A 21,961-nucleotide genomic window follows, 5' to 3' on the forward strand; every position below is an offset into this window, starting at 1 on the left:
TAAGATTGTAACGGAAAGCGGGATGATGTGTTTAAAAATACCCAATCTTTCAGCTCCAAACTCAATTTATTTTTTAATTCATACCAATCAAAGATGGCGGTAACCAATTTTAAATCAATTTTTTTCAAAATATTAAAATATACAGGAATCACCCTTGTGAGTTTGTTGGCGCTGATGTTTATTACGCCTTTGATTTTTTCGGATAAAATAAAGGAACAGGTAAAGAAGACAGCCAATGAGAAATTAAATGGAGAGCTGAATTATTCGGAGGCCAAAGTTTCCTTTTTTACCCACTTTCCTTCATTGACCTTGACTTTGACCGATTTTAAACTTAACGGTTCGGCACCTTTTCAAAATGAAAAATTCATTGCTGCAGATGAGGTTGCTTTCGGAATCAATTTGAGTAGTCTTGTTTTTGGGAAAACTGTAAAAGTTGATCAAATTTTCCTTTCCAATTCTTTGATTAATGTCAAAGTAAACAAAAAAGGAGAGGCCAATTATAATGTGTACATTGCCGAGAAGGAAACTGGACCGAAGGAAGAATCGGAAACAGGTTTGAAATTGGAAGAGATCGAAATTACGAACAGTAAGCTTATTTATGACGATCAATCTGCGAATGTTCACGTCGATGCTTTCGGGTTTAATTATCTAGGGAATGGAGATTTTAGCAAGGCGATATTTGCTTTGCATTCGAAAGCAAAAATAGAAAAGCTAAATGTCATTTATGAAAATGAACCCTACTTGATGAATAAAAAAGTGGATGGGGATTTGATTACCAAGATAAATACCAATTCGCTATCCTTTGTTTTTGAGCAAAATGACCTTTCGATTAATAAACTATTGGTTGATTTTAAAGGGAAATTTGATTTTTTGAAAGATGGTTATGATATTGATTTTAAAATAAAATCAAACAAAAGTAATTTGAATGACCTTTTTACTGCTTTCCCTCCTAAATATATTACTTGGCTAAAAGATACCGAATTAAAAGGGAGTATAGATTTATTACTGACGCTTAAAGGGAAATATATTGCATCTCAAAATCTGGGTCCCGATTTAAATCTGAATTTCAAACTAAAAGACGGATTTGTGAATTATAAAAAAAGCGCTTTCCCGGTTTCTAATTTAAATATGGATATTGCGACAAAAGTGCCTTCTTTGAATCCGGAACTTTTACAGCTGGATGCCAAAATGGTATCTTTAAACATTGGAAAAAATTATCTTAAAACGCAACTGAAAGTTAACGGGATGTCTACCCCAGACATTGATTTGGTTTTAAATTCTCAAATCGATTTGGAGAAATTAAACCGGGCGCTTGGAATTCCAGATATAGAATTAAAAGGAATGCTTGTGAGTGATTTGAAAGCCAAAGGAAAATACGACCAGAAGCAAAGGCTTTTTCCAAATGCAAGCGGAACGTTGAATTTGAAAAACGGATTTGTAAAAACTCCATATTACCCAAATCCAATAACCGATATCAATATTGTTTCGAAAATAGACAATCAAAAAGGAACTTATGATGGTCTTTCGGTAGTGTTGAAACCTGCAGGTTTTACTTTTGAAGGAGAACCTTTTCTAGTGGAAGCCGATTTGAAAAATTTTGATGATTTGAATTATGATATTAAAGCCAAAGGGACTTTGAATATCAGTAAAATATACAAAGTGTTTTCCCAAAAAGGATTGGATGTCGATGGTTTTATCAAAGCGGATTTAGTTTTGAAAGGAACTCAAAGTGATGCCGAAAAAGGAAATTACAGCAAATTGCAAAATAAAGGAACGCTTGAACTTCGAAATATAAATGTTGAAACGGAGTATCTGCCAAAATCATTGTTGATTAAAGAAGGGATATTCAGATTCAATCAGGATAAAATGTCGTTTAATACCTTTTTGGCTTCCTACGGCCAGTCCGATTTTAAGCTGAATGGGTATTTGCAAAATGTATTCAATTTCATGTCTTCCAAAAATGGAGTTTTAAGAGGTTCTTTTACGCTAAATTCAAAATACATCAATGTTGATGAATTTATGTCCAGTACATCGACAGCTCCAGTTACTACAACAACTACTACTCCGAATAGCACTCCACAACCTGTGGCTCAAGAGACCGGAGTAATCTTAATTCCGTCAAATTTGGATTTGCAATTTTATGCGACAGCCCACAAAATCAATTATCAGGGACTTATGTTGCAAGACGGCAAAGGTGCAGTGAAAATGAAAAATGGAAAAATGCTGATGCAGAATACGGGATTCAATTTAATTGGCTGTAATGTTGCGATGAATGCCGCTTATCAAGGGATGACTCCTAAAAAGGCAGTCTTTGAATACGAAATAAAAGCTACAGATTTTGATATAAAGAGAGCGTACAAAGAGGTAAAAATGTTCAAGGAAATGGCCAGTGCCGCCGAAAATGCCGAGGGAATTGTCTCTTTGGATTATAAAATAAAAGGTAGGTTGAACCAACAAATGATGCCTGTTTATCCTTCTTTAATAGGTGGAGGTGTACTGTCTATAAAAGATGTAAAAGTAAAAGGGATGAAGATGTTTACTGCCATAAGTAAAACTACAGATCACGAATCCATTAAAAACCCGGAACTGTCCAAAGTTGATATCAAAACAACGGTAAAAAATAATGTCATTACCATTGAACGATTCAAATTCAAATTTGCAGGTTTCAGACCAAGAATTGAAGGAACATCAAGCTTGGACGGTAAATTAAATATCAAAATGAGATTGGGATTGCCTCCGTTGGGGATTATTGGGGTTCCACTTACAGTAACCGGAACTAAGGACAATCCTAAAGTGAAAGTGGGAAGAAAAGGAGATGAAATAGAGGAAACTCAGGATAAGGAAGAGTAAAGTAAGATGGGATTAGCTTGTCAGCTAAAAAAACGGATATAAAAAAAAACATTTATCATGTCTTTTTTATATCCGTTTTTTGTTTCTTAAAAGTAAATTACTTAGAAAGGATGCTAATTGTGTGGCTTTTTTTGTAAATTTATAAAGGTTTCTTTATTGTTCGAATCTTTAGATAAGGTGCTCAATACATAAATAAAGAAAGCTGCAAACCAGAAATTTAATGTAAAAGAATAAGATGAATACTTTAGGCACCAATAAATATTTGTTTTCAAAGGAAATCGATTCTTATTTTGAGGGTGTTTATAATGGTTACCGGTTTACGCTGCGTTTTTTTAAAGAAGCTTTTACATCCCCTTTTCATTTTCGGGAAATTATCAATCAGTGCTTCGAGATAGGATTGAAATCACTTTCGTTAATAACGCTGACAGGCTTTATCATTGGAGTCGTTTTTACCAAACAATCACGACCCTCTTTGGAAAGTTTTGGGGCAGTGTCTTGGCTGCCTTCTTTAATGGGGATTGCTATTATTAGGGCTCTGGGGCCTTTGGTAACCTCGCTAATTTGTGCTGGGAAAGTAGGTTCCAGCATCAGCGCCGAGCTGGGATCCATGAAAGTGACCGAGCAAATTGACGCAATGGAAGTGTCCGCAATTAATCCTTTTAAATATCTTGTCGTTAGCAGAGTTTTGGCTACATCTATTTCTATTCCCATACTTTCATTTTATTGCAGTTTTATAGGATTGATAGGTTCATACTATAATGTTTCGAGCGAAGAGGCAACAAGCTTGCAAGTGTTTTATCATAATGCTTTTTCAAATATTGCTTTTTTGGATATTTTTTCATCGTTTACAAAAGCCTTGGTTTACGGATTTACGATAGGAATAGTCAGTAGTTACAAAGGTTTTTTTGCAACACATGGAACTCGGGGTGTTGGTAAAGCAACCAATCAAGCAGTAATACTTTCCATATTTCTCATCTTTCTTGAAGAGTTAATAATAGTACAGATTGTCAATTGGATTAGATATTTTTAATCATGGAAAAAGAAAAGATTCAATTTGCCAATACAGAAGATACGGTCATAAAAATTGAAGGGTTGTATAAATCTTTCGGCGAACTTGAGGTTTTGAAAGGGATTGATTTGACGATTCAAAAAGGTGAAAATTTAGCGGTATTGGGGAAATCAGGTTCCGGTAAATCGGTTTTAATAAAAATTTTAGCAGGTTTATTAAAGCCAGACAAAGGAACTGTAACCATGTTGGGTAAACAATTGAATCAATTAAAACCAAAACAATTGGATGAATTGCGGTTGCGTATGGGGTTTTCATTTCAAAGTAGTGCTTTGTATGATGGCATGAGTGTGTATGATAATTTGGCGTTTCCATTGACCATGAATGTAAAGAATCTTGATAAAAAACAAGTAAGGGATGCTGTTGAGGAAGCACTGGATGCAGTAGGCTTAATCGACAAAATAGAAAGAGATCCCGAAGAGCTTTCCGGCGGACAGCGAAAAAGATTAGGTATTGCCCGAACGTTAATTATGAAACCTGAAATAATGTTGTATGATGAACCAACAGCAGGTTTGGATCCTGTAACTTGTGCTGAAATTAATGCCCTTATTGTTGAGGTTCAGCAGAAATACAAAACAAGTTCTATTATCATAACGCATGATCTCACTTGTGCAAAAAACACTTGTGAACGCATCGCTATGTTAATTGATGGAACATTTTTGAAAATTGGAACATTCGATGAAGTTTTTGCAACCGACGAAGAACAGATTAAAAAATTTTTCTCCTATAATTTTACACTTTAAATCATGAATGAATCATCAAGTAAACGTCCCCTGTATGTAGGTCTATTTATTTTTATAGGTATGATATTTTTATTTGGAGGTATTCTTATGGTTGGAAATCTTCATGAAACTTTTAAGAAAAAAATGCAATTAGTTTCTCTTTTTGATGAAGTAAATGGGTTGCAGACAGGAGCCAATGTATGGCTTTCAGGAGTAAAAATCGGGAAGGTAAGGAGTATTAGAATTAGTAAAAGCAGAAATGTTTGGGTTACTTTGGATATCGAAAACACAGCACAACAGTTTATAGTAAAAGATGCTAAAACCAAAATAGGAACGGACGGACTTATAGGAAACAAAGTCGTAATAATCTATGGAGGAACCGAGAATACTCAATCTGTCAATGATGGGGATACTTTGCAGGTTGGGAGTACGTATTCCACCGAGAATATGATGAATACTTTGCAGAAAAACAATGAAAACCTTCTGGCGATAACTACTGATTTTAAAAAAATAAGTCATAAGTTGACAACAAATGAAGGAACTGTTGGAAAATTACTGAATGACAATGTTTTGTATGACAATATAAATTCAGTGGCCTTGTCACTTAATAACGCTTCTGCAAAAGCAGATAAATTAATTGTTTCTCTTAATGAGTATACCGCAAAATTAAATCGAAAGGGATCGCTTGCAAATGATCTGGTTACCGACACAATTGTTTTTAATTCGATCAAAAAATCGGTTTCAGAATTGGAAAAAATGACCAAAACTGCCAATGTATTTATGGAGAATCTCAAAGACGCCAGTAGTAATCCCAATTCAGCTATTGGTGTTTTGTTACATGATGAAGAATCAGGGGCTAATTTGAAAAAAACAATAGAGAATTTAGAAAGTAGTTCCGAAAAATTAGATGAAGATCTCAAAGCTGCCCAAAGCAGTTTTTTGTTGAGAGGCTATTTTAAGGACAAAGAAAAAGAGGCTAAAAAAGCTGCTTCGCAAAAATAAAACTGTTGTTCTAGCCACGCCTAAGATGTTTTTTGTTTATAAATAAAAACAGTACAAATTGCACTTTATGATATTGTCAGTGCAGTTTGTACTGTTCTTTTTTATTTGGAAACTCCTGGTAAATTATGGTAAATATAATCACCATGAATACCTGTGAATGCCAATTTTAGTTGGTCAAAAAAAGCTTTGCTGTCTTCTTCTTTCGGCCAAGCTGCTTTTATTAATTCATCTTGCTTTAGGTTTGATTTTTCTATATCGCCAAAAGAATCATAAAAGTAGGCTTCCATGAAATCCCTGCTGTCTGATCCCCAGGCGTGGCGAAAAGGGTAGTATCCTTTGATGTACGGGTCTTTCAAAGTAATTTTCTCATTGTATTCCTTCATTCCTTTTCCTTTTCCGGTCATTGCCATTTGAGATTTTCGGATGTAAACAATCATGGGCTCTTTTGTGGAAGGTTTGAATTCTTTCTGACCAATCGTTTCAATAGAGGAGTAGATTTCGTCAGAGTGTTGCGGAAGATAATAGCTATTTTGTTTGTCGAAAAAAGCGGTTCTGGCTTTTTCATCGGGCCAAGCTTTTTTGGCAAGCTCATCGGAGAGCGTGCCAGCTTTTTCAATATCTTCCCAGGTTTTGAAAACATTGACCAAAATAATTTCAGAGCTGTTTTCGGTGTAATAATGAGTGAGAATTTCAGAACCAATTATCAAATCATTTTTGCTCGTTACTTTGTCAAAGTACTCTTGTTCCGTTGCCTTCCAATCTTTACTGTCCGTATCGTAATTTCTGTGTAGGGTTGTCATCGTAATAAATACAGGTTTGGGGGGATCTTGAGCATGGATATTCATGCTTAGGAGGAATGTTAAAATTAGCATTCCCAACGAAAAAAAGCTTCTCTTTCTCATAATAAACTAAAAATTAAATGATTAATTAACATAAAACACTTATAAAGTTAGTTAATTGTTAATCAAGTAATTATGTAATTTTAATTTATTTTTAAGAGAAAAATTAAGAATTGTTTAAACCTCTTTATTTAACGGCAATTCTGCTACCACAAAGGTACTTCCGCCAACATAGATAAAATCGTCTTTTGTAGAATTATTCTGAGCCACACTGTAGGCTTCTGCAACAGAGTTGTATGTTTTTCCGATAAGTGAAAATTGCAATGCTTTTTCCTGTAGCAAAGAAGCATCCAAACCTCTAGGAATATTTGGTTTGCAAAAGTAATAGGTTGCATTTTTGGGAAACAATGGTAATACTTCATCTAGCTCTTTGTCATTGACAACTCCCAGTACAATATGCAAGTGATTAAAAGTCTCTTTTTGTATTTGTTTCAAAACAATTTCAAGACCGTTTTTGTTGTGTGCCGTGTCGCAAATCACTTTTGGATTTGTGTCCAATTGTTGCCATCTACCCAGCAATCCGGTGTTTTTTACCACATGAAGCAATCCCGACTTTATGTTTTCGTCACTTACTTTAAAATCAGTTTGTTCGTTCAAAATTTTGAAAGTTTGAATAACTGTTTTTTTATTATGTTCTTGATAATCACCAATTAAATCGGAGGGGTATGTTTCTGAAATCAAATCAGATGCAAAGTAGATTTCAGCTTTATTTTCTTTGGCTTTTGCCAAAAAGACAGGCTGTGTTTCTGGAGTATATTCGCCAATAACAACGGGAATATTGGGTTTTATAATTCCCGCTTTTTCGGTTGCAATAGATTCTAAAGTGTTGCCCAAAAATTGAACGTGATCAATCCCGATATTGGTGATTACAGAAATCAATGGCGTGATAATGTTTGTGGCGTCCAGTCTTCCGCCCAAACCCACTTCAATAATGGCGATATCCACTTTTTCTTTGGCAAAATAATCAAAAGCCAATCCAACAGACATTTCAAAGAAACTCATGTCGTTTTCTTCAAAAAAGGCTTTGTGCTGTTCAATGAATTCGCAAACAAATGTTTCGGAGATTTCGGCCCCGTTAATCTTGATGCGTTCCCGAAAATCTTTTAAATGTGGAGAAGTATATAGACCTACTTTGTACCCCGCTTCCTGCAGAATGGAGGCCAGCATATGGGAAGTAGAACCTTTACCATTGGTTCCGGCAACGTGAATACATTTTATCTTTTTATGAGGATTATCAAGATGATCTGCCAGTAAATTAACATTGGTTAAGTCTTTTTTATAAGCCGAAGCCCCTTGCAACTGATACATCGGAAGTTGATTAAACATCCAGTTTGTAGTTTCTTGATAGTTCATTATTTTTTGATAAAATAGTTGTAAATTGAAATAATTTTCGCTTTTTTTAGTTTAATATTACAGTTGAATTATTTTATGCAAAATTGAAATAATTTTTAGAATTAATGATTATAAACCCAAAATAATATATGTTTAGTTTTATACAATTACAAGCTGATACTCTTGCCAATGCTGCGTCCAATGTTGTTATAGAAAAAGTAGCAACCAATAATGAAATCTCCGTTTTAGGTTTTATTCTCAAAGGAGGATTTTTTTTAATTCCCATCGCAATCCTATTATTTTACACCTTTTATCTAATTATAGAGCGCTATTTGTACATCAACAAAGTATCGAAAGTGGATCCACTTTTGATGCGGGATGTAAGAGATCACTTGACTGCAGGAAATTTTGACTTGGCGCGTTCCATTACCGAAAGAACCAATACAGCCTCTGGAAATGTGATTAAAGAAGGAATTTTATTAATAGGACGTCCCATTGCGGAGATTGAGTCAAACATGGATCGTGCCGCCGATATCGAAATTGCCGAAATGGAGCAACATCTTGGACAATTGGGATTGATTGCAGGTATTGCGCCAACTTTAGGTTTTATCGGAACGATTTCGGGGGTAATCAAGATTTTTTATAGCATCTCGGTGACCGAAAATATCAGTATCGGGAATATCTCGGGAGGTTTATATGAAAAAATGATCAGTAGTGGTTCAGGATTGATTGTTGGTATTATTGCCTACAGCGCCTATCACTTACTGAACGGAAAGATTGATAATTATGCTTTGAAAGTACAAAAGCAAATATTGGAATTCGTGAATATTATTCAAAAAGCATAAGTCATGTCTATCAAAAGAAAAAGAAGATTTCACGCCGAAGTGGCCACATCCTCCTTGAGTGACATCATGTTTTTTTTGTTGCTGTTTTTCTTAATCATCTCTACTTTGGCCAATCCAAACGTTATAAAAATGACGCTGCCAAAGTCGAAAACTAATGAAAAAACCAACAAACAATACATTAGTTTATCGGTTACCGAAGACAAGAAATTCTACATCGACAAACAACTCGTTGCCTACGAAGAGCTCGAAACCACGTTGATGTCCAAAATAAACACTCAAAAAGACCAAACTGTTATTGTCCGAATTCCGTTCAATTTGCAGGTGCAGGATTTGGTAGATGTATTGCAAATAGGAGTGAAGAACAACTTAAAATTCGTCATCGCCACGAGTCCGAAGTAAATTATAAAAATGAGTTGGGCGTGACCACAATAAAAAATGGGGCTACTTTAGATTATCTAGAGTCGCCCCATTTTTTATTGCGGTCGGGCTATCCATGCTACTTCGGTAGCTTATTCCAAACGAAGTTCACTGAACTCCTATGGAAATAAATGTATAGTGAAGTAATCCCTCACGCAATGTACTGAACCACACAAAATGGGTCATTGCGAGGAACGAAGCAAACTCACTAACAAAAGAACCACCTTAAATAATTGGAAAGTAAATATGGAGTGAGGTTACTTCCGTTCCTCGCAATGAGGAGCGAACTTAATTATAGACTGCTACTAAGGGAAATATCTCCTAAAAAACTAAACCTGTAAACTAGCCCCGATGGAAGTGGCATCTCCCGATTTAGAAAAACAAGGCTTTTTTGCCGTAGTTTTTGTTAATCGGGAATATAACGTACAGCGGGACAACTGTTGATCAGAAAACGAAAAAGTCCTGCTCCTAATTCAGATTGAAGTTGTAAATAATCTTGCCGACTTGTTTTTCGGGAGCGTCACTGCTGGCGTCCCACTTGGTGTTCATCGCGGCAATTCGGGCTTGATCCAGCAGGCATTTTGCAGTGTTTGTAGTGCCTTTTATGCCTGGGATAGCGTTGATGGTATTTCCGTTTCTGTCAACAGAAACTTCGACAACCACTTTACCGGATTCGTTGCAAGTGTATTTGGGAGCGGGTTTGGAGAGCGCTTTTCTGTTGCCAAGCGAATAACCGGAACCGCCTCCGTTTCCTCCGCCAGAACCACCGCCGCTACCTGGGCCGTAACCGCTGCCATTACCAATACCGTTTCCGGTTCCATTTCCTCCGCCGGTCCCTCCACCAGAACCTCCCGTGCCGTAATAGCCGGTAGCGGCTAAACTTCCGTTGGATTTTCCTTTGTTGCCAGCAGTTTTGTCGTCGCCGTCACCGCCTTTGTTGGAGCCTTTTAGGATGCTTGCCAGAGCGTCATTAGTGGAATTGGATACTTTTGGTTTAACAACCTCGGGCTTGATTTCGGGTTTTACGACAACTTCCGTTTTTTTAGGTTTTTCTTTTTGAGGAATAACAACACTTTCTTCGGTGGCATTCTCTTGAGATAAAATAGCTTCGTCGGGCGTGCTTTTGGCAGGGACTTGTTTGGCTTGGTTTTGAACATTCAACACCTTGCTTTGGGTGTTTTTTCCAGATCCCAAATCACTATCACCAAAGTTTAAGGTAACACCTCCGCCACCACCTCCGCCATCAGCAAGTGCGACATTGTTTTCTGGATTATATGGTGGCCAAAAACGGATGAAAAATAACAGCAACAATAAGGATGCGTAAATGAGTATGGATAGGACTAATGATTTCTTTTGATCGTTGGAAAGGGTAGAACTCATTGTGGAAATTGAATTAAAAAAGTGTACTTATAAAAACGTTGAAAAGTACTAAAAATTGTCAAGAATAAAAAACGACTAGAGTGTTAAACCCAGAATAGGTAATAAAAAAACACGGATCAAACAGTTTTAAAGCCGTTTAATCCGTGTTGGAGATTTTGAATAAATTGTATTTTGTTATGTCAATTGCTTTAAGGCAATCTCAAATGCTGTAGCACTAATGTTTGTTTTGGAGTTGTTTAAGTCATATGCTTTTGCAATGGCTTTTTTGATAGTTTCGGAAGTGTCGTTAAAAATGGCTTCGTCAGTCATTTGCACTTTCTTTTCCATGAAATAAGCGAAAACTCTCGCCATTCCGCAATTCGAAATGAAGTCAGGAATCAAGCTTACTTTGTGATCTACTTCTTCCATAATTGAACCAAAGAAAATTTCTTTGTCGGCAAAAGGAACGTTAGCTCCACACGAGATTACTTCCAATCCATTAGCAATTAAGCTATCAATTTGACTTTGAGCCACCAATCTTGAAGCAGCGCAAGGAGTAAATATTTCGGCACCAATTGTCCAGATTCTTTGGTTGATTTCTTCAAACGGAATCATGTTATCCGCTACCAATTTATTTCCGTCTTTGGCAAGGAATAATGCTTTTATTTCTTCAAAAGTAAAACCTTCTTCGTTGATTAATCCACCGTCTCGGTCAATAATACCTATGATTTTGGCTCCCATTTCGGCCAAATAAAAGGCTGCAGCCGAACCTACATTTCCAAAACCTTGAACAATGGCTTTTTTTCCTTTTACGGAACCACCATAAATATCGTAGAAATGACGTACCGCTTCGGCAACACCATAACCGGTAATCATATCGGCGATCGTGTATTTTCTGGTTACGTCTGGTGAGAATCTTGGGTTTTCTATTACTTTGATTACACCTTGGCGCAATTGTCCAATTCTATTGATTTTATCAGCTTCCGTAGGTTTGAAGTGTCCGTTAAAAACACCTTCTTGCGGATGCCAAACACCACATTCTTCGGTCATTGGAATTACTTCGTGAATTTCATCTACGTTCAAATCGCCACCTGTTCCGTAATAACTTTTTAATAATGGGGAAACCGCTTTGTACCAACGTTGCAAAACCCCTTTTTTGCGGGGGTCGTTCGGGTCAAAATTGATTCCAGATTTAGCACCACCAATCGCTGGTCCAGAAACCGAAAATTTCACTTCCATGGTTTTTGCCAATGACAAAACCTCATTCATATCCAGTCCTTTTCTCATTCGGGTTCCACCACCTGCAGCACCACCGCGAAGAGAGTTAATCACTGTCCAGCCTTCAGCTTCTGTTTCAGAGTCTTTCCAGTTGAAAATGATTTCAGGAGCTTTATTTTCAAATTTCTTTAATAAATCTTTCATATTATTGTGATATATTTATTTTCGACAAATATATAAAAGGTTTTATGAGAAATATGTATTTGGTTTAAATTTTTTTGCCTCTGAATTTCACCAATAAAAAAGTGCTTTTGTATCTTCGATAGATAAAAAAGCACTTCTTTTTTTGGTTCTTTTTAAAAGAGAATGAGCATGACGGCATTGGTATTGGCAACCAATGCTGAGTCATGCTCATTTATAAATGTGGTATTTAAAGTTTTTTTAAACAGTAAATAATGATTATTAAATTCCTAATAAACTATTTTTTAATTCTTCATCTACTGGATTGTCGCCTAGCCAAATACCGAAAAACACTTTTTTGAAATCAAATCCAGGAACTTTTCCTTTAAGGGTACCATTCTTTGTAACCCAAACAGAACTGTCAGTTGGATTATATGTTAATTCAAAAACATCTCCTCTCTTAATTTCGTCAGCCAAGTAGCTTTTTAATAATTCCATTTTTGGTTTTAACGTATTGAAATCGGTTCCTGCAGATTTTTCAAACCCTGTTTGCATAGCTCTGGTTAATTTACCAGAAGAAACTAATGCAGAAGTAATTTCAATTCGAACAGACATTTCTAAATTGTCGTTAATAATTTCTTTCGGATTTTGGGATAATTGGCTTAAATACAAAGCTTGAATATATACTTCGACCCACATTTTAGATCTGGATCCTGCACCATTCAGTTGCAATGTTTTGTTTTCAAATTTCATTGTTCGAGGAATAGTTACTCCTTCAAATACGATTTGTTTTTGTGCATTTGCCTCAGAAAACAAGGCAGAAATAACTAGTGTTATTATTAATAATATTTTTTTCATTGGTAGGTGAATTTTTAAATTGGAAGCAAAATTAATGCTAAATAGTTAAAAATCCAGTTTCAAATGACTGTTATTTTGTTAAATGCGTAAAAGATGTTGGTTTGATTGGATGTTTCTTGTCAAAATGTAATCACTTAGTAAATAATGACTTACATATGGAGTGAGAAATGTCCTAATTTGGATTTAAAATTGGATTGAAAACAGTTGGAATGCTTTTATGAAATAATACAAAATTGATTTTTCTAATATGTTCTGTACTTAAAAACTATAAATTACTCCAGAACTGTGGTCGTATTTTGCTCCTGTTACACTCTGAAGTGTATTAACTTCTTCCCGCATTTTTAAAACACCCAGTAATGCAAAAATTAAAGCTTCTTTGAATTCCAGAATTTTTTTTGACGGTATGATAACCTCCATTTCTGGCAAATGAAATTGAATTCTTTCGATCAAAAAATCATTGTAGGCACCTCCTCCTGTAGTTAGCATGCTTCCTTTTTTCTTTGGCAAAGCCAATGCTATTTGGATAGCTATATGTTCGGTATAGGTTTGTAATTTGTCTTCAATGGATATTGGATAACGATCTACTATTGGCAAAACAACTTCTTTTACAAATTCGAAGCCCAATGATTTTGGGTGTTTTTTTTGATAAAAATCCAAAGCGTTTAATTCATTAAGTAAATCAGCATTGCAATTGCCTGTTCTTGAAATTTGACCTTTGTCATCATAGTCCAGTCCCAATTGATTGGCATAAAAATTAAGAACCGTATTTACGGCCGAAATATCAAAAGCAATTCGTCTATTATTTTCTTCAAAAGATACATTTGAAAAACCACCAAGATTCATACAATAATCATATTCAGAAAATAATATGCGATCGCCGATGGGTACCAATGGAGCTCCTTGTCCTCCCAATTGAACATCTTGGACTCTAAAATCGCAAACTACTTTTTGTTGTGTAAGTTTTGCAATTTCAGGTAAATTCCCAATTTGTAGTGTAAAGCCATTTTGGGGTTGATGTAAAATCGTGTGTCCATGCGAACAAACTGCATCTAAATTTTCAATGGTGTGTTTTTTTATGAAATCAGAAATGATGGATGCCAATAGTTGAGTGTAGTTTTTGTTTAATTCCAGTAGTTCATTTTTACTGTAATCTACAGCTGTTTTTAGGATTGAAATCCAACTTAAATTGTAAGAAATAGTTTCGCATTCAAGTATCTCAAATACCCATTTGCTATCTTTTATTTCAAATTGAATATGAGCCAAATCGACTCCATCTAGCGAAGTTCCTGACATCACTCCGATAACGTTATAGTAATCTTTTTTCATAGGCCAAATTTACGATTCAAAATTGAAAATTTCATAATTAAAAAGTACCTTTGACAACATTTTTAAAACAAAAAACAATATTTATTTTATATTATTATGGATTTTAATCTAACCGAAGAACAATTAATGATACAGCAAGCAGCGCGAGATTTTGCTCAAACTGAATTGTTGGAAGGAGTAATAGAAAGAGACGAACACTCTAAATTTCCTACCGAACAGGTCAAAAAAATGGCTGAACTTGGATTTATGGGAATGATGGTTGATCCCAAATATGGTGGTTCTGGTTTGGATAGCGTTTCTTATGTTCTTGCAATTTCTGAAATTGCCAAAATTGATGCTTCGGCAGCTGTTATTATGTCTGTGAATAATTCATTGGTTTGTGCAGGTTTAGAAAAATACTGCAATGAAGAACAAAAGATGAAATATTTGGTTCCACTCGCCAAAGGAGAGGTAATTGGAGCATTTTGTTTATCGGAGCCTGAAGCTGGATCGGATGCGACTTCACAAAAAACTACTGCGATTGACAAAGGGGATCATTACTTATTGAATGGGACTAAAAACTGGATTACCAATGGAGCATCAGCTTCAACCTATATTGTGATTGCCCAAACGGATATTGAAAAAGGACATAAAGGAATCAATGCTTTTATTGTTGAAAAAGGTTGGGCTGGATTTGATATTGGTCCAAAAGAGAAGAAAATGGGTATTCGTGGTTCCGACACTCATTCCTTAATGTTTAATGATGTGAAAGTGCCTAAAGAAAATAGAATTGGAGCCGATGGTTTTGGATTCAATTTTGCCATGGCGGTTTTAAACGGTGGACGTATCGGTATTGCTTCACAAGCTTTGGGAATTGCAACTGGTGCTTATGAATTGGCGTTGAAATATTCTCAAGAGCGTAAAGCTTTTGGAAAAGAAATTTTCAAACATCAGGCAATAGCTTTCAAATTGGCTGATATGGCCACACAAATTTCGGCAGCGAAGTTATTGTGCTTTAATGCGGCTTACCAAAAAGACCAAGGAATGGATATTTCTCAATCTGGTGCAATGGCTAAATTATTTGCTTCACAAACCGCTATGGATACTACGATCGAAGCTGTACAAATTCACGGAGGAAACGGTTATGTAGCCGAGTATCATGTAGAGCGTATGATGCGTGATGCGAAAATTACTCAAATTTATGAAGGAACTTCCGAAATTCAACGTATTGTAATTTCAAGAACCTTAATCGCATAATTGATTTTCTATAAATCGATATAAAAATCCAAACTTGAATTTTCGAGTTTGGATTTTTTATTTAACCGAAGCATTTTTTTGAACAAGACTTTGTTTATTTTTACACGAATTGGCAACACACTTATAAATTGTTATGTACGACGAATTAAAATATTGGTACCTTCGGGATCACAAATTATTTTGGACATTGAGTATGTCACAAATTAAGCAGTTGTGTATTATTACAGGTTTTAAAAAAGCCAAAAAAGGAGATGTCATCTATTTTTCTTCCTCAGATGTACCAAGAGTTTTTTTGCTAAAAAAAGGAAATATTAAAATTGTTGCTGTCGATGAAGACGGAAATGAAACCATCAAAGACATTATTCAAAAAGGAGATTTGTTTGGTGAATTGACCTTGGAAAATGATGTGAATTCCAACGAATATGCAAAAGCATTGACGGATGAAATCATTATCTGTAGTTTCTTATTATCCGATTTTGAAAATTTATTGCTTCAAAATCCTAGTTTGGCTTTGTCTTACACCAAGTTTGTAGGGTTGAAAATGAAACGAATTAAAAACAGTTATGCCAATTTGATTTCTAAAGATGCCAAAACCCGGTTGTATCAATTTCTAAAAGATTGGACTGAAAAAGAAGGCAAACGCACCGAAAATAGAGTTGTTCTTGAAAATTATCTAACTCAGAATGATATAGCTCAAATTATTTGTACTTCCAGACAAACTGCCACACAATTGCTAAATGAAATGGAAACTAATGGATTGTTGTATTACAATCGTAAAGAAATCATCATTGAAGACATCACTAAATTATAATTTTTTGAACTGTTTCTCTTTTTTTTCTTTGTTCTAAACTACTCCTTATATATAGGAGCTTCCTGTTGCAAAGACTAAATCATTAAAATAGTTTTTGAGGGGGGAAATTTGTCCACCACCTTGCGTTTATTATCCATTTTATAACTTTTAAAGCTGTCGCATCTTTGTAATGTCAATAACGACAAGCAAATTTAAAAACAATTAAGATGACAACTACAACATTTTTAGTCCCAACAAGATCAGAAGTTTCAGAAAACAACCAAGCAATTTTTGACAACCTGCAAAAAGCATTAGGATTTGTACCTAATTTATATGCTACAATTGGATATTCAAAAAATGGATTAGAGCGATTTTTAGCCTATCAGAATGCTAAAACTACTTTATCCAATAAAGAAAAAGAAGCGGTAAATTTAATCGTAAGTCAAGTTAACAACTGTACATACTGCCAAAGTGCGCACACTGTTATTGGAAAAATGAATGGTTTTACAGATGAGCAATTATTGGATATCCGACGAGGAAAAGCTACTGATCCAAAATTGAACGCATTAGTACAACTTGCTGCAGAAATTACTAAAACTAGAGGAAATGCTAATTCTGATTTAGTAGACGCTTTTTTTGCTCAAGGTTATACTAATGAAAATCTAATTGATTTGATGCTTTTAATAAGTGATAAAACAGCAATGAACTATTTACACAATTTAACACAAGTGCCAGTTGATTTTCCTTTGGCACCAGCTTTATAATTGTAATTTGTTTTCAAAAAGTTTAGATCAAGATGATTAAAAAAACATTAATCAAAAGCCCCAAAAAAATAAATTTTGGGGCTTTTGTGTGTTTTAATTATTGATAGAGTTTGACTCTACCGACATTAAATTGAGATAGTAGCATTAAAATGGTAATTTTACTGAATTAGAAATTCGTTCACTCTAATCGTGACAATTCTATTTACAGGGAAAATTGTCCATCATCTTACGTTTTTTATCCATTTTATTTTTGAGTTTCATATCGCAACTTTGTACCGAATTAAAACAATACAACTATGACAACGGAAAATAATCTTAGCTCCATTACAAATTTAGAATACAAAGCCTACTTTCAAAAAGGAATAAATTACAATGAATACAAGGAACACATGGCAGGTGATTTGGCTGCTAATTCTGATGTCAAAATAAAAGAATACATTAGCTTGAATCAGCATCGTATGCATCGTGTGGAAAAAACATATGTTGTTTCAAATAAATTAATGAAAGAAGTACAACTCTTAAAAAACAAAACCTATTGGTTGGTTTTAACTGAGCATTGGTGTGGTGATGCTTCGCAGATATTACCAGCATTGCATAAAATAGAGGCAGAGAGCGAAGGGAAAATTGAAATGAAATTAGTTTATAGAGATCAGAATTTGGAATTGATGGATCAGTATTTAACGAATAAAGGTCGGTCAATTCCAAAATTAATTCAATTGGATTCTAATTATAATGTAACTGGTATTTGGGGCCCAAGACCGGAATTTGCGCAAAATTTAGTTAAGGTGTTAAAGTCCAATCCAACAACGGCAGACACCTACGCAAATCAGCTTCATTTGTGGTATGCAAAAGACAGACAAAAATCTTTAGAAATTGAAATCTCTGAACTTTTAGTGCAATCCACGTTATTGCAAATAGACGCTTTATCTTAATTTAAAATTTTAATTATCATGGAACAAAGACATCCACTTCCTCCATTTAATATGGAAACTGCTTTGCAAAAAGTACAATTGGCCGAAGATGCTTGGAATAGCAAAGACCCAGAACGTGTTGCTTTGGCCTATACTATTGATACGGAATGGCGTAATAGAACTGATTTTATTAATGGTCGAGATGCTGTTAAAGAATTTCTGAAAGGCAAATGGGAAAAAGAACTCGAGTATAAACTAAAAAAAGAGTTATGGGGTTTTCGTGAAAACCGAATGGCAGTTCGTTTTGAATATGAATATCGAAATGTGGCTGGACAATGGTTTCGGGCCTACGGAAATGAAAACTGGGAATTTGATGAAAATGGTTTGATGCGCAAGCGATTTGCCAGTATCAATGATTTACCAATTGACGAGAAAGACAGAAAATTTAAATAAATTCTCATGGCCAAAAATTTCGCAGAAATAGCTTTTACCGATGCTGTCAAAGCACTACAGGAGCAACACGGTAGCCGAAAAGGCTATGAACGAATGGAAAAGTTCAATATCATTGACGGTTTATCCCAAAATGAAATGGATTTTATAAGCAATCGAGACAGTTTTTATTTAGCCTCCATTGGTGAAAAAAATTTCCCTTACATTCAGCATCGCGGCGGACCCAAAAGTTTTGTGAAAGTCTTGGATAAAAATACTATTGGTTTTATCGATTTTTCAGGAAACAAGCAATATATATCGGTTGGAAATTTTGCAACCAACAATAATGTAGCGCTAATAATGATGGATTATCCCGCAAGGGCGAGACTGAAAATTTTAGCCAAAGCAGAAATTATTGAACTCAAGGACAATCCAGAATTACTGTCTAAACTCGATTTAGGTGAATATGAGTTTCGTCCAGAGCGAATGATGCTTTTTCATATTGAAGCTTTTGACTGGAATTGTCCTCAGCATATCATACAACGGTTTACTTTGGAAGAAATACAAATTGCTTTTGAGCCAAAGTTTCAATACATTTCAAAATTAGAAGAAGAAATAGAAAATCTTAAAAGCAGACTAAAAGACTCTGGTTTAAACTAAATTTGTTTATAAAAATAGAATCGTATGATAGATCAATCCACTTTTACTTTAGTCAATCCACAAAACGGAAATTTAGCTTTCAAACTTTTTTCTTTTGAAAGCTTATCTTGTTTTGACCACATTCAGCGATTGAATTATTATTCATTAATATGGGTTCAAAAGGGGAAAGGTAAAATAAAAGTAGATTTTTCAGAATATGATTTTTCAGAAAATCAATTATTGGCTTTTGCGCCATATCAGCCTTTTATGTTGTCATCCACTGATGCCATCGAGGGAAAAGTGATTCATTTTCATCCCGATTTTTTTTGCATTATGAAACACCACGATGAAGTAGCTTGCAATGGGGTTTTGTTCAACAATATTTATGAACCTCCGTATGTAATAATTGATGAAGGGGCTAGAGCTACATTCAATATGGTTTTGGAACAAATGAAGATTGAAATGCAGAATCCAGCATTGGCACAATATGAGTTGTTGATATCCTATTTGAAAATTTTCCTCATTACAGCTTCTCGATTAAAAAAAGAGCAGCAACCAAAAGAGTTTGTTTCAATAGAAGAAAATACAGCGCCATTTATTCTTCAAAATTTAAAAAATTTCATTGAGCAGAATTTCAAAACCAAACATTCTGCCAGTGATTATGCCGATTTACTCAATATTTCTCCAAAGGCTTTAGCCAAAATCACCAAAAATCACTTCAATAAAACATTGACTAATTTAATTGCAGAACGCATTATCATCGAAGCCAAAAGGGAATTGTACTTAACGAATAAACCAGTTAAAGAAATTGCCTATGAACTTGGGTACGATGATGAGCATTATTTTAGTCGTTTCTTTAAAATCAATGCCGAAGTTTCTCCTCAGATGTATCGTGATACCGTTGGTTTTGCCAAGGCAGTCAGTTGATTTAGATAAATTTCGCCTCCAATGTAAACTACCCGACATTTTGCTTTTTATTACTACTCTAAATTTGTAGTATCAAAATAGATAAACTAAAAAAAAGTTATCATGAAAAGAGTAATTGTACTGCTGTTGGTTGTTTTTGGATTCTCGGTAACATTCGCACAAAGTTCAGCCAAAAAATTATCCGAATATAATTTGGAAAAAAGAGTCGCCATTCAAGGCTACGATCCCGTGTCTTATTTTAAACAAAATAAAGCCATAAAGGGTAAAAAAGAAATTTTTACTACTTACGATGGGGTGATTTATCAATTTTCTTCTGCCGCAAATAAAGAAACTTTCTTGAAAAGTGCAGCTTCTTTCGAGCCACAATACGGTGGTTGGTGTGCCTATGCGATGGGAAGTGTCGGCGAAAAAGTCGAAATAAATCCTGAGACTTTCAAAATTATTGATGGGAAATTGTATTTGTTTTATAATGCTTATTTCAATAATACTTTAAAAAGTTGGAACAAGGAGGAAATTAGTTTGAAAGCAAAAGCGGATGCCAATTGGAAGAAAATTATAAAGTAAGAAATCATGAAAACATCAATTTTAATTTGGATTGTGCGATTAACGGCAGCAATCATTTTATTGCAAACGCTGTATTTTAAATTCACGGCCGCCGAAGAAAGTGTTTATATTTTCTCTACCTTAGGAATAGAACCGTACGGCAGAATTGGATCTGGAATAGCCGAGTTAATCGCTGCTATTTTAATTCTGATTCCAAGAACAACTTGGTTAGGTGCATTAATGGGAGCAGGAGTAATGCTTGGCGCTATTTTATCACATCTTTTTGTATTGGGAATCGAGGTTAAAAATGATGGAGGCGAGTTGTTTATTTTAGCAATAATTACCTTTCTTTGTTGTATTGCATTGATTTATTGGAATAAAAGTAAAATTATCAACCTCTTAAAAATTAAACTATAATATGCTAATTCCATCTATAAACAATAGCCTGGACGAACTGATTGAATTGCTCAATCAATTGTCTGATGAGGAATATTCTAAATCTTGTTTTGAACTGAGTGGTTCCAGTATAGGAGAACATACGCGACATATCGTTGAAATGTTTCAGTGCTTAGTAAGAAATTATGATTCAGGAATCGTGAATTATGATAAAAGAGATCGTAATAAATTGATAGAAACCAATACTGATTTTGCTATTCAAATGATTTTGGATAGCAAAAACAGCATTTCAAAAGAAAATAAAAATCTAGAACTGCAACAAATCATTGATGGTAATGCTGTCCATATTCAAAGCAATTATTATAGAGAATTATTATATAATTTGGAACATTGCATTCATCATCAAGCTTTAATTAAAGTGGCGATTTTAAAATGTGAAAGCATAGCCGTTGACGATAATTTTGGAGTTGCTCGTTCTACAATTGAATATAGAAAACAATGTGTACAGTAAGTTTTGTTTGTTCCAATGATAGGATTATCATTACCTCCAATCGTGATGAAAAAATAATCCGGCCAAGTGCTATTCCACCAAAGAATTACACGTTGAACGGAAAAAATATTATTTATCCAAAAGACTCCAAAGCAGGAGGAACTTGGTTTGTGGTGGATGAAAACGGAACGGTTTTGGTTTTGTTAAACGGAGCCGACGAAAAACACCAAGTGCAATTGCCTTATCGAAAAAGCCGTGGTCAAATTGTTCTCGAAATGATAAGTAGCGTGTCACCAAAGGTTTTTTGGAATGAAATTGATTTAGAAAACATCGAGCCGTTTACTTTAGTTTTGTTTCAGGATAAACAGCTTTTTCAATTGCGTTGGAATGGAATCGAAAAATCAACTATAGTCTTAGAAACTGATAAAAATTATGTTTGGTCATCGTCAACCCTTTATTCAAAAGATATTCGAGAGCAACGTTCGAATTGGTTTTATTCTTTTTTAGTTGCCAATCCTGAAATTACAGAAGAAAAAATGCTGCATTTTCATCGCTATACCGAAACGGATAATACCGAACATGGCTTGGTGATTAATCGAAACAATGAGCTGAAAACTTTGAGCATTACACAGGCTGTAATCGAGAAAAACAAAGTGATAATGTATCATTTGGACTTGATCGCAGAAAATGAATATTCCAAAACATTTATATGCATTTAATAAAGCTTAATAAACAATTACAAAATTGAAACTATTCATCCAT

The 21,961-nt window shown here is 34.7% G+C and carries 23 protein-coding genes; 17 read left to right on the top strand and 6 right to left on the bottom strand.

The genetic code is table 11. From position 1 onward, the window contains the following. Positions 1 to 93: 93 nt before the first annotated feature. The 4 genes from C8C85_RS10960 (at position 94) to C8C85_RS10975 (ending at position 5,640) form a co-directional block, all read left to right on the top strand. On the top strand, positions 94 to 2,850 hold the full coding sequence (locus C8C85_RS10960) for an AsmA-like C-terminal region-containing protein (RefSeq protein WP_116797110.1): 2,757 nt from the start codon (positions 94 to 96) through the stop codon (positions 2,848 to 2,850). A gap of 235 nt (positions 2,851 to 3,085) precedes the next feature. Then, on the top strand, positions 3,086 to 3,880 hold the full coding sequence (locus C8C85_RS10965; RefSeq protein ID WP_116797111.1) for an MlaE family ABC transporter permease: 795 nt from the start codon (positions 3,086 to 3,088) through the stop codon (positions 3,878 to 3,880). A gap of 2 nt (positions 3,881 to 3,882) precedes the next feature. Beyond that, complete coding sequence (locus C8C85_RS10970) at positions 3,883 to 4,659, top strand: ABC transporter ATP-binding protein (RefSeq protein ID WP_116797112.1); 777 nt, start codon at positions 3,883 to 3,885, stop codon at positions 4,657 to 4,659. Positions 4,660 to 4,662: 3 nt separating this feature from the next. Then, the gene (locus C8C85_RS10975) at positions 4,663 to 5,640 is read left to right on the top strand and encodes an MlaD family protein (protein ID WP_116797113.1); all 978 of its coding nucleotides are present in this window, start codon (positions 4,663 to 4,665) and stop codon (positions 5,638 to 5,640) included. Positions 5,641 to 5,741: 101 nt separating this feature from the next. Here C8C85_RS10975 and C8C85_RS10980 read toward each other — a convergent pair whose 3' ends face one another. Both C8C85_RS10980 and C8C85_RS10985 read right to left on the bottom strand, forming a co-directional pair. Then, positions 5,742 to 6,542 carry a hypothetical protein gene (locus C8C85_RS10980; protein WP_133243382.1) on the bottom strand — a complete coding sequence of 267 codons (801 nt, stop codon included), beginning with the start codon at positions 6,540 to 6,542 and terminating at the stop codon, positions 5,742 to 5,744. A 114-nt stretch (positions 6,543 to 6,656) separates the two neighbouring features. Beyond that, positions 6,657 to 7,892: a bifunctional folylpolyglutamate synthase/dihydrofolate synthase gene (locus C8C85_RS10985; RefSeq protein WP_116797115.1), complete on the bottom strand. Its 1,236-nt coding sequence runs from the start codon at positions 7,890 to 7,892 to the stop codon at positions 6,657 to 6,659. 128 nt (positions 7,893 to 8,020) lie between these two features. Here C8C85_RS10985 and C8C85_RS10990 point away from each other — a divergent pair, with 128 nt between their 5' ends. Together C8C85_RS10990 and C8C85_RS10995 are read left to right on the top strand one after the other, a co-directional pair. Continuing rightward, positions 8,021 to 8,716: a MotA/TolQ/ExbB proton channel family protein gene (locus tag C8C85_RS10990; RefSeq protein ID WP_116797116.1), complete on the top strand. Its 696-nt coding sequence runs from the start codon at positions 8,021 to 8,023 to the stop codon at positions 8,714 to 8,716. A 3-nt stretch (positions 8,717 to 8,719) separates the two neighbouring features. Then, positions 8,720 to 9,115: an ExbD/TolR family protein gene (locus C8C85_RS10995; protein WP_116797117.1), complete on the top strand. Its 396-nt coding sequence runs from the start codon at positions 8,720 to 8,722 to the stop codon at positions 9,113 to 9,115. Between the two features lie 486 nt (positions 9,116 to 9,601). Here C8C85_RS10995 and C8C85_RS11000 read toward each other — a convergent pair whose 3' ends face one another. From C8C85_RS11000 to C8C85_RS11015, 4 genes are all read right to left on the bottom strand, one after another. After that, positions 9,602 to 10,513 (bottom strand): energy transducer TonB, encoded by a 912-nt coding sequence (locus tag C8C85_RS11000; RefSeq protein ID WP_116797118.1) that lies wholly within the window; start codon positions 10,511 to 10,513, stop codon positions 9,602 to 9,604. A gap of 174 nt (positions 10,514 to 10,687) precedes the next feature. Then, positions 10,688 to 11,914, bottom strand: a complete 1,227-nt coding sequence (locus C8C85_RS11005) for a Glu/Leu/Phe/Val dehydrogenase dimerization domain-containing protein (RefSeq protein ID WP_116797119.1) — start codon at positions 11,912 to 11,914, stop codon at positions 10,688 to 10,690. Between the two features lie 258 nt (positions 11,915 to 12,172). Next, positions 12,173 to 12,748, bottom strand: a complete 576-nt coding sequence (locus C8C85_RS11010; RefSeq protein ID WP_116797120.1) for a chalcone isomerase family protein — start codon at positions 12,746 to 12,748, stop codon at positions 12,173 to 12,175. Positions 12,749 to 13,006: 258 nt separating this feature from the next. Then, on the bottom strand, positions 13,007 to 14,074 hold the full coding sequence (locus tag C8C85_RS11015) for an anhydro-N-acetylmuramic acid kinase (protein WP_116797121.1): 1,068 nt from the start codon (positions 14,072 to 14,074) through the stop codon (positions 13,007 to 13,009). 96 nt (positions 14,075 to 14,170) lie between these two features. On the opposite strand from C8C85_RS11015, the gene C8C85_RS11020 reads away from it, so the two are divergent. The 11 genes from C8C85_RS11020 (at position 14,171) to C8C85_RS11070 (ending at position 21,918) form a co-directional block, all read left to right on the top strand. After that, entirely contained in the window at positions 14,171 to 15,310 is a 1,140-nt protein-coding gene (locus tag C8C85_RS11020) for an acyl-CoA dehydrogenase family protein (protein ID WP_116797122.1), read from the top strand. Between the two features lie 133 nt (positions 15,311 to 15,443). Then, a complete protein-coding gene (locus C8C85_RS11025; RefSeq protein ID WP_116797123.1) occupies positions 15,444 to 16,121 on the top strand; it encodes a Crp/Fnr family transcriptional regulator in 678 nt (225 codons plus the stop codon). Between the two features lie 206 nt (positions 16,122 to 16,327). After that, positions 16,328 to 16,864, top strand: coding sequence for a carboxymuconolactone decarboxylase family protein (locus C8C85_RS11030; protein WP_116797124.1), 537 nt, complete (start codon positions 16,328 to 16,330; stop codon positions 16,862 to 16,864). Positions 16,865 to 17,160: 296 nt separating this feature from the next. Next, complete coding sequence (locus C8C85_RS11035; RefSeq protein ID WP_116797125.1) at positions 17,161 to 17,796, top strand: thioredoxin family protein; 636 nt, start codon at positions 17,161 to 17,163, stop codon at positions 17,794 to 17,796. Positions 17,797 to 17,814: 18 nt separating this feature from the next. After that, the gene (locus tag C8C85_RS11040) at positions 17,815 to 18,228 is read left to right on the top strand and encodes a DUF1348 family protein (protein ID WP_207786930.1); all 414 of its coding nucleotides are present in this window, start codon (positions 17,815 to 17,817) and stop codon (positions 18,226 to 18,228) included. A gap of 6 nt (positions 18,229 to 18,234) precedes the next feature. Further along, the gene (locus C8C85_RS11045; protein ID WP_116797127.1) at positions 18,235 to 18,864 is read left to right on the top strand and encodes a pyridoxamine 5'-phosphate oxidase family protein; all 630 of its coding nucleotides are present in this window, start codon (positions 18,235 to 18,237) and stop codon (positions 18,862 to 18,864) included. 24 nt (positions 18,865 to 18,888) lie between these two features. Continuing rightward, entirely contained in the window at positions 18,889 to 19,770 is an 882-nt protein-coding gene (locus C8C85_RS11050) for a helix-turn-helix domain-containing protein (RefSeq protein WP_116797128.1), read from the top strand. A 102-nt stretch (positions 19,771 to 19,872) separates the two neighbouring features. Then, on the top strand, positions 19,873 to 20,334 hold the full coding sequence (locus C8C85_RS11055; protein ID WP_116797129.1) for a YHS domain-containing (seleno)protein: 462 nt from the start codon (positions 19,873 to 19,875) through the stop codon (positions 20,332 to 20,334). 6 nt (positions 20,335 to 20,340) lie between these two features. Then, positions 20,341 to 20,730, top strand: a complete 390-nt coding sequence (locus tag C8C85_RS11060) for a DoxX family protein (RefSeq protein WP_116797130.1) — start codon at positions 20,341 to 20,343, stop codon at positions 20,728 to 20,730. A gap of 1 nt (position 20,731) precedes the next feature. Next, positions 20,732 to 21,220: a DinB family protein gene (locus C8C85_RS11065; RefSeq protein ID WP_116797131.1), complete on the top strand. Its 489-nt coding sequence runs from the start codon at positions 20,732 to 20,734 to the stop codon at positions 21,218 to 21,220. After that, positions 21,208 to 21,918: an NRDE family protein gene (locus C8C85_RS11070; RefSeq protein ID WP_116797132.1), complete on the top strand. Its 711-nt coding sequence runs from the start codon at positions 21,208 to 21,210 to the stop codon at positions 21,916 to 21,918. The genes C8C85_RS11065 and C8C85_RS11070 overlap by 13 nt, the downstream gene beginning before the upstream one ends. Positions 21,919 to 21,961 lie beyond the last annotated feature (43 nt).

Origin of the sequence: Flavobacterium sp. 103 (assembly GCF_003096795.1) — a bacterium.
Taxonomy (GTDB): Bacteria; Bacteroidota; Bacteroidia; order Flavobacteriales; family Flavobacteriaceae; genus Flavobacterium.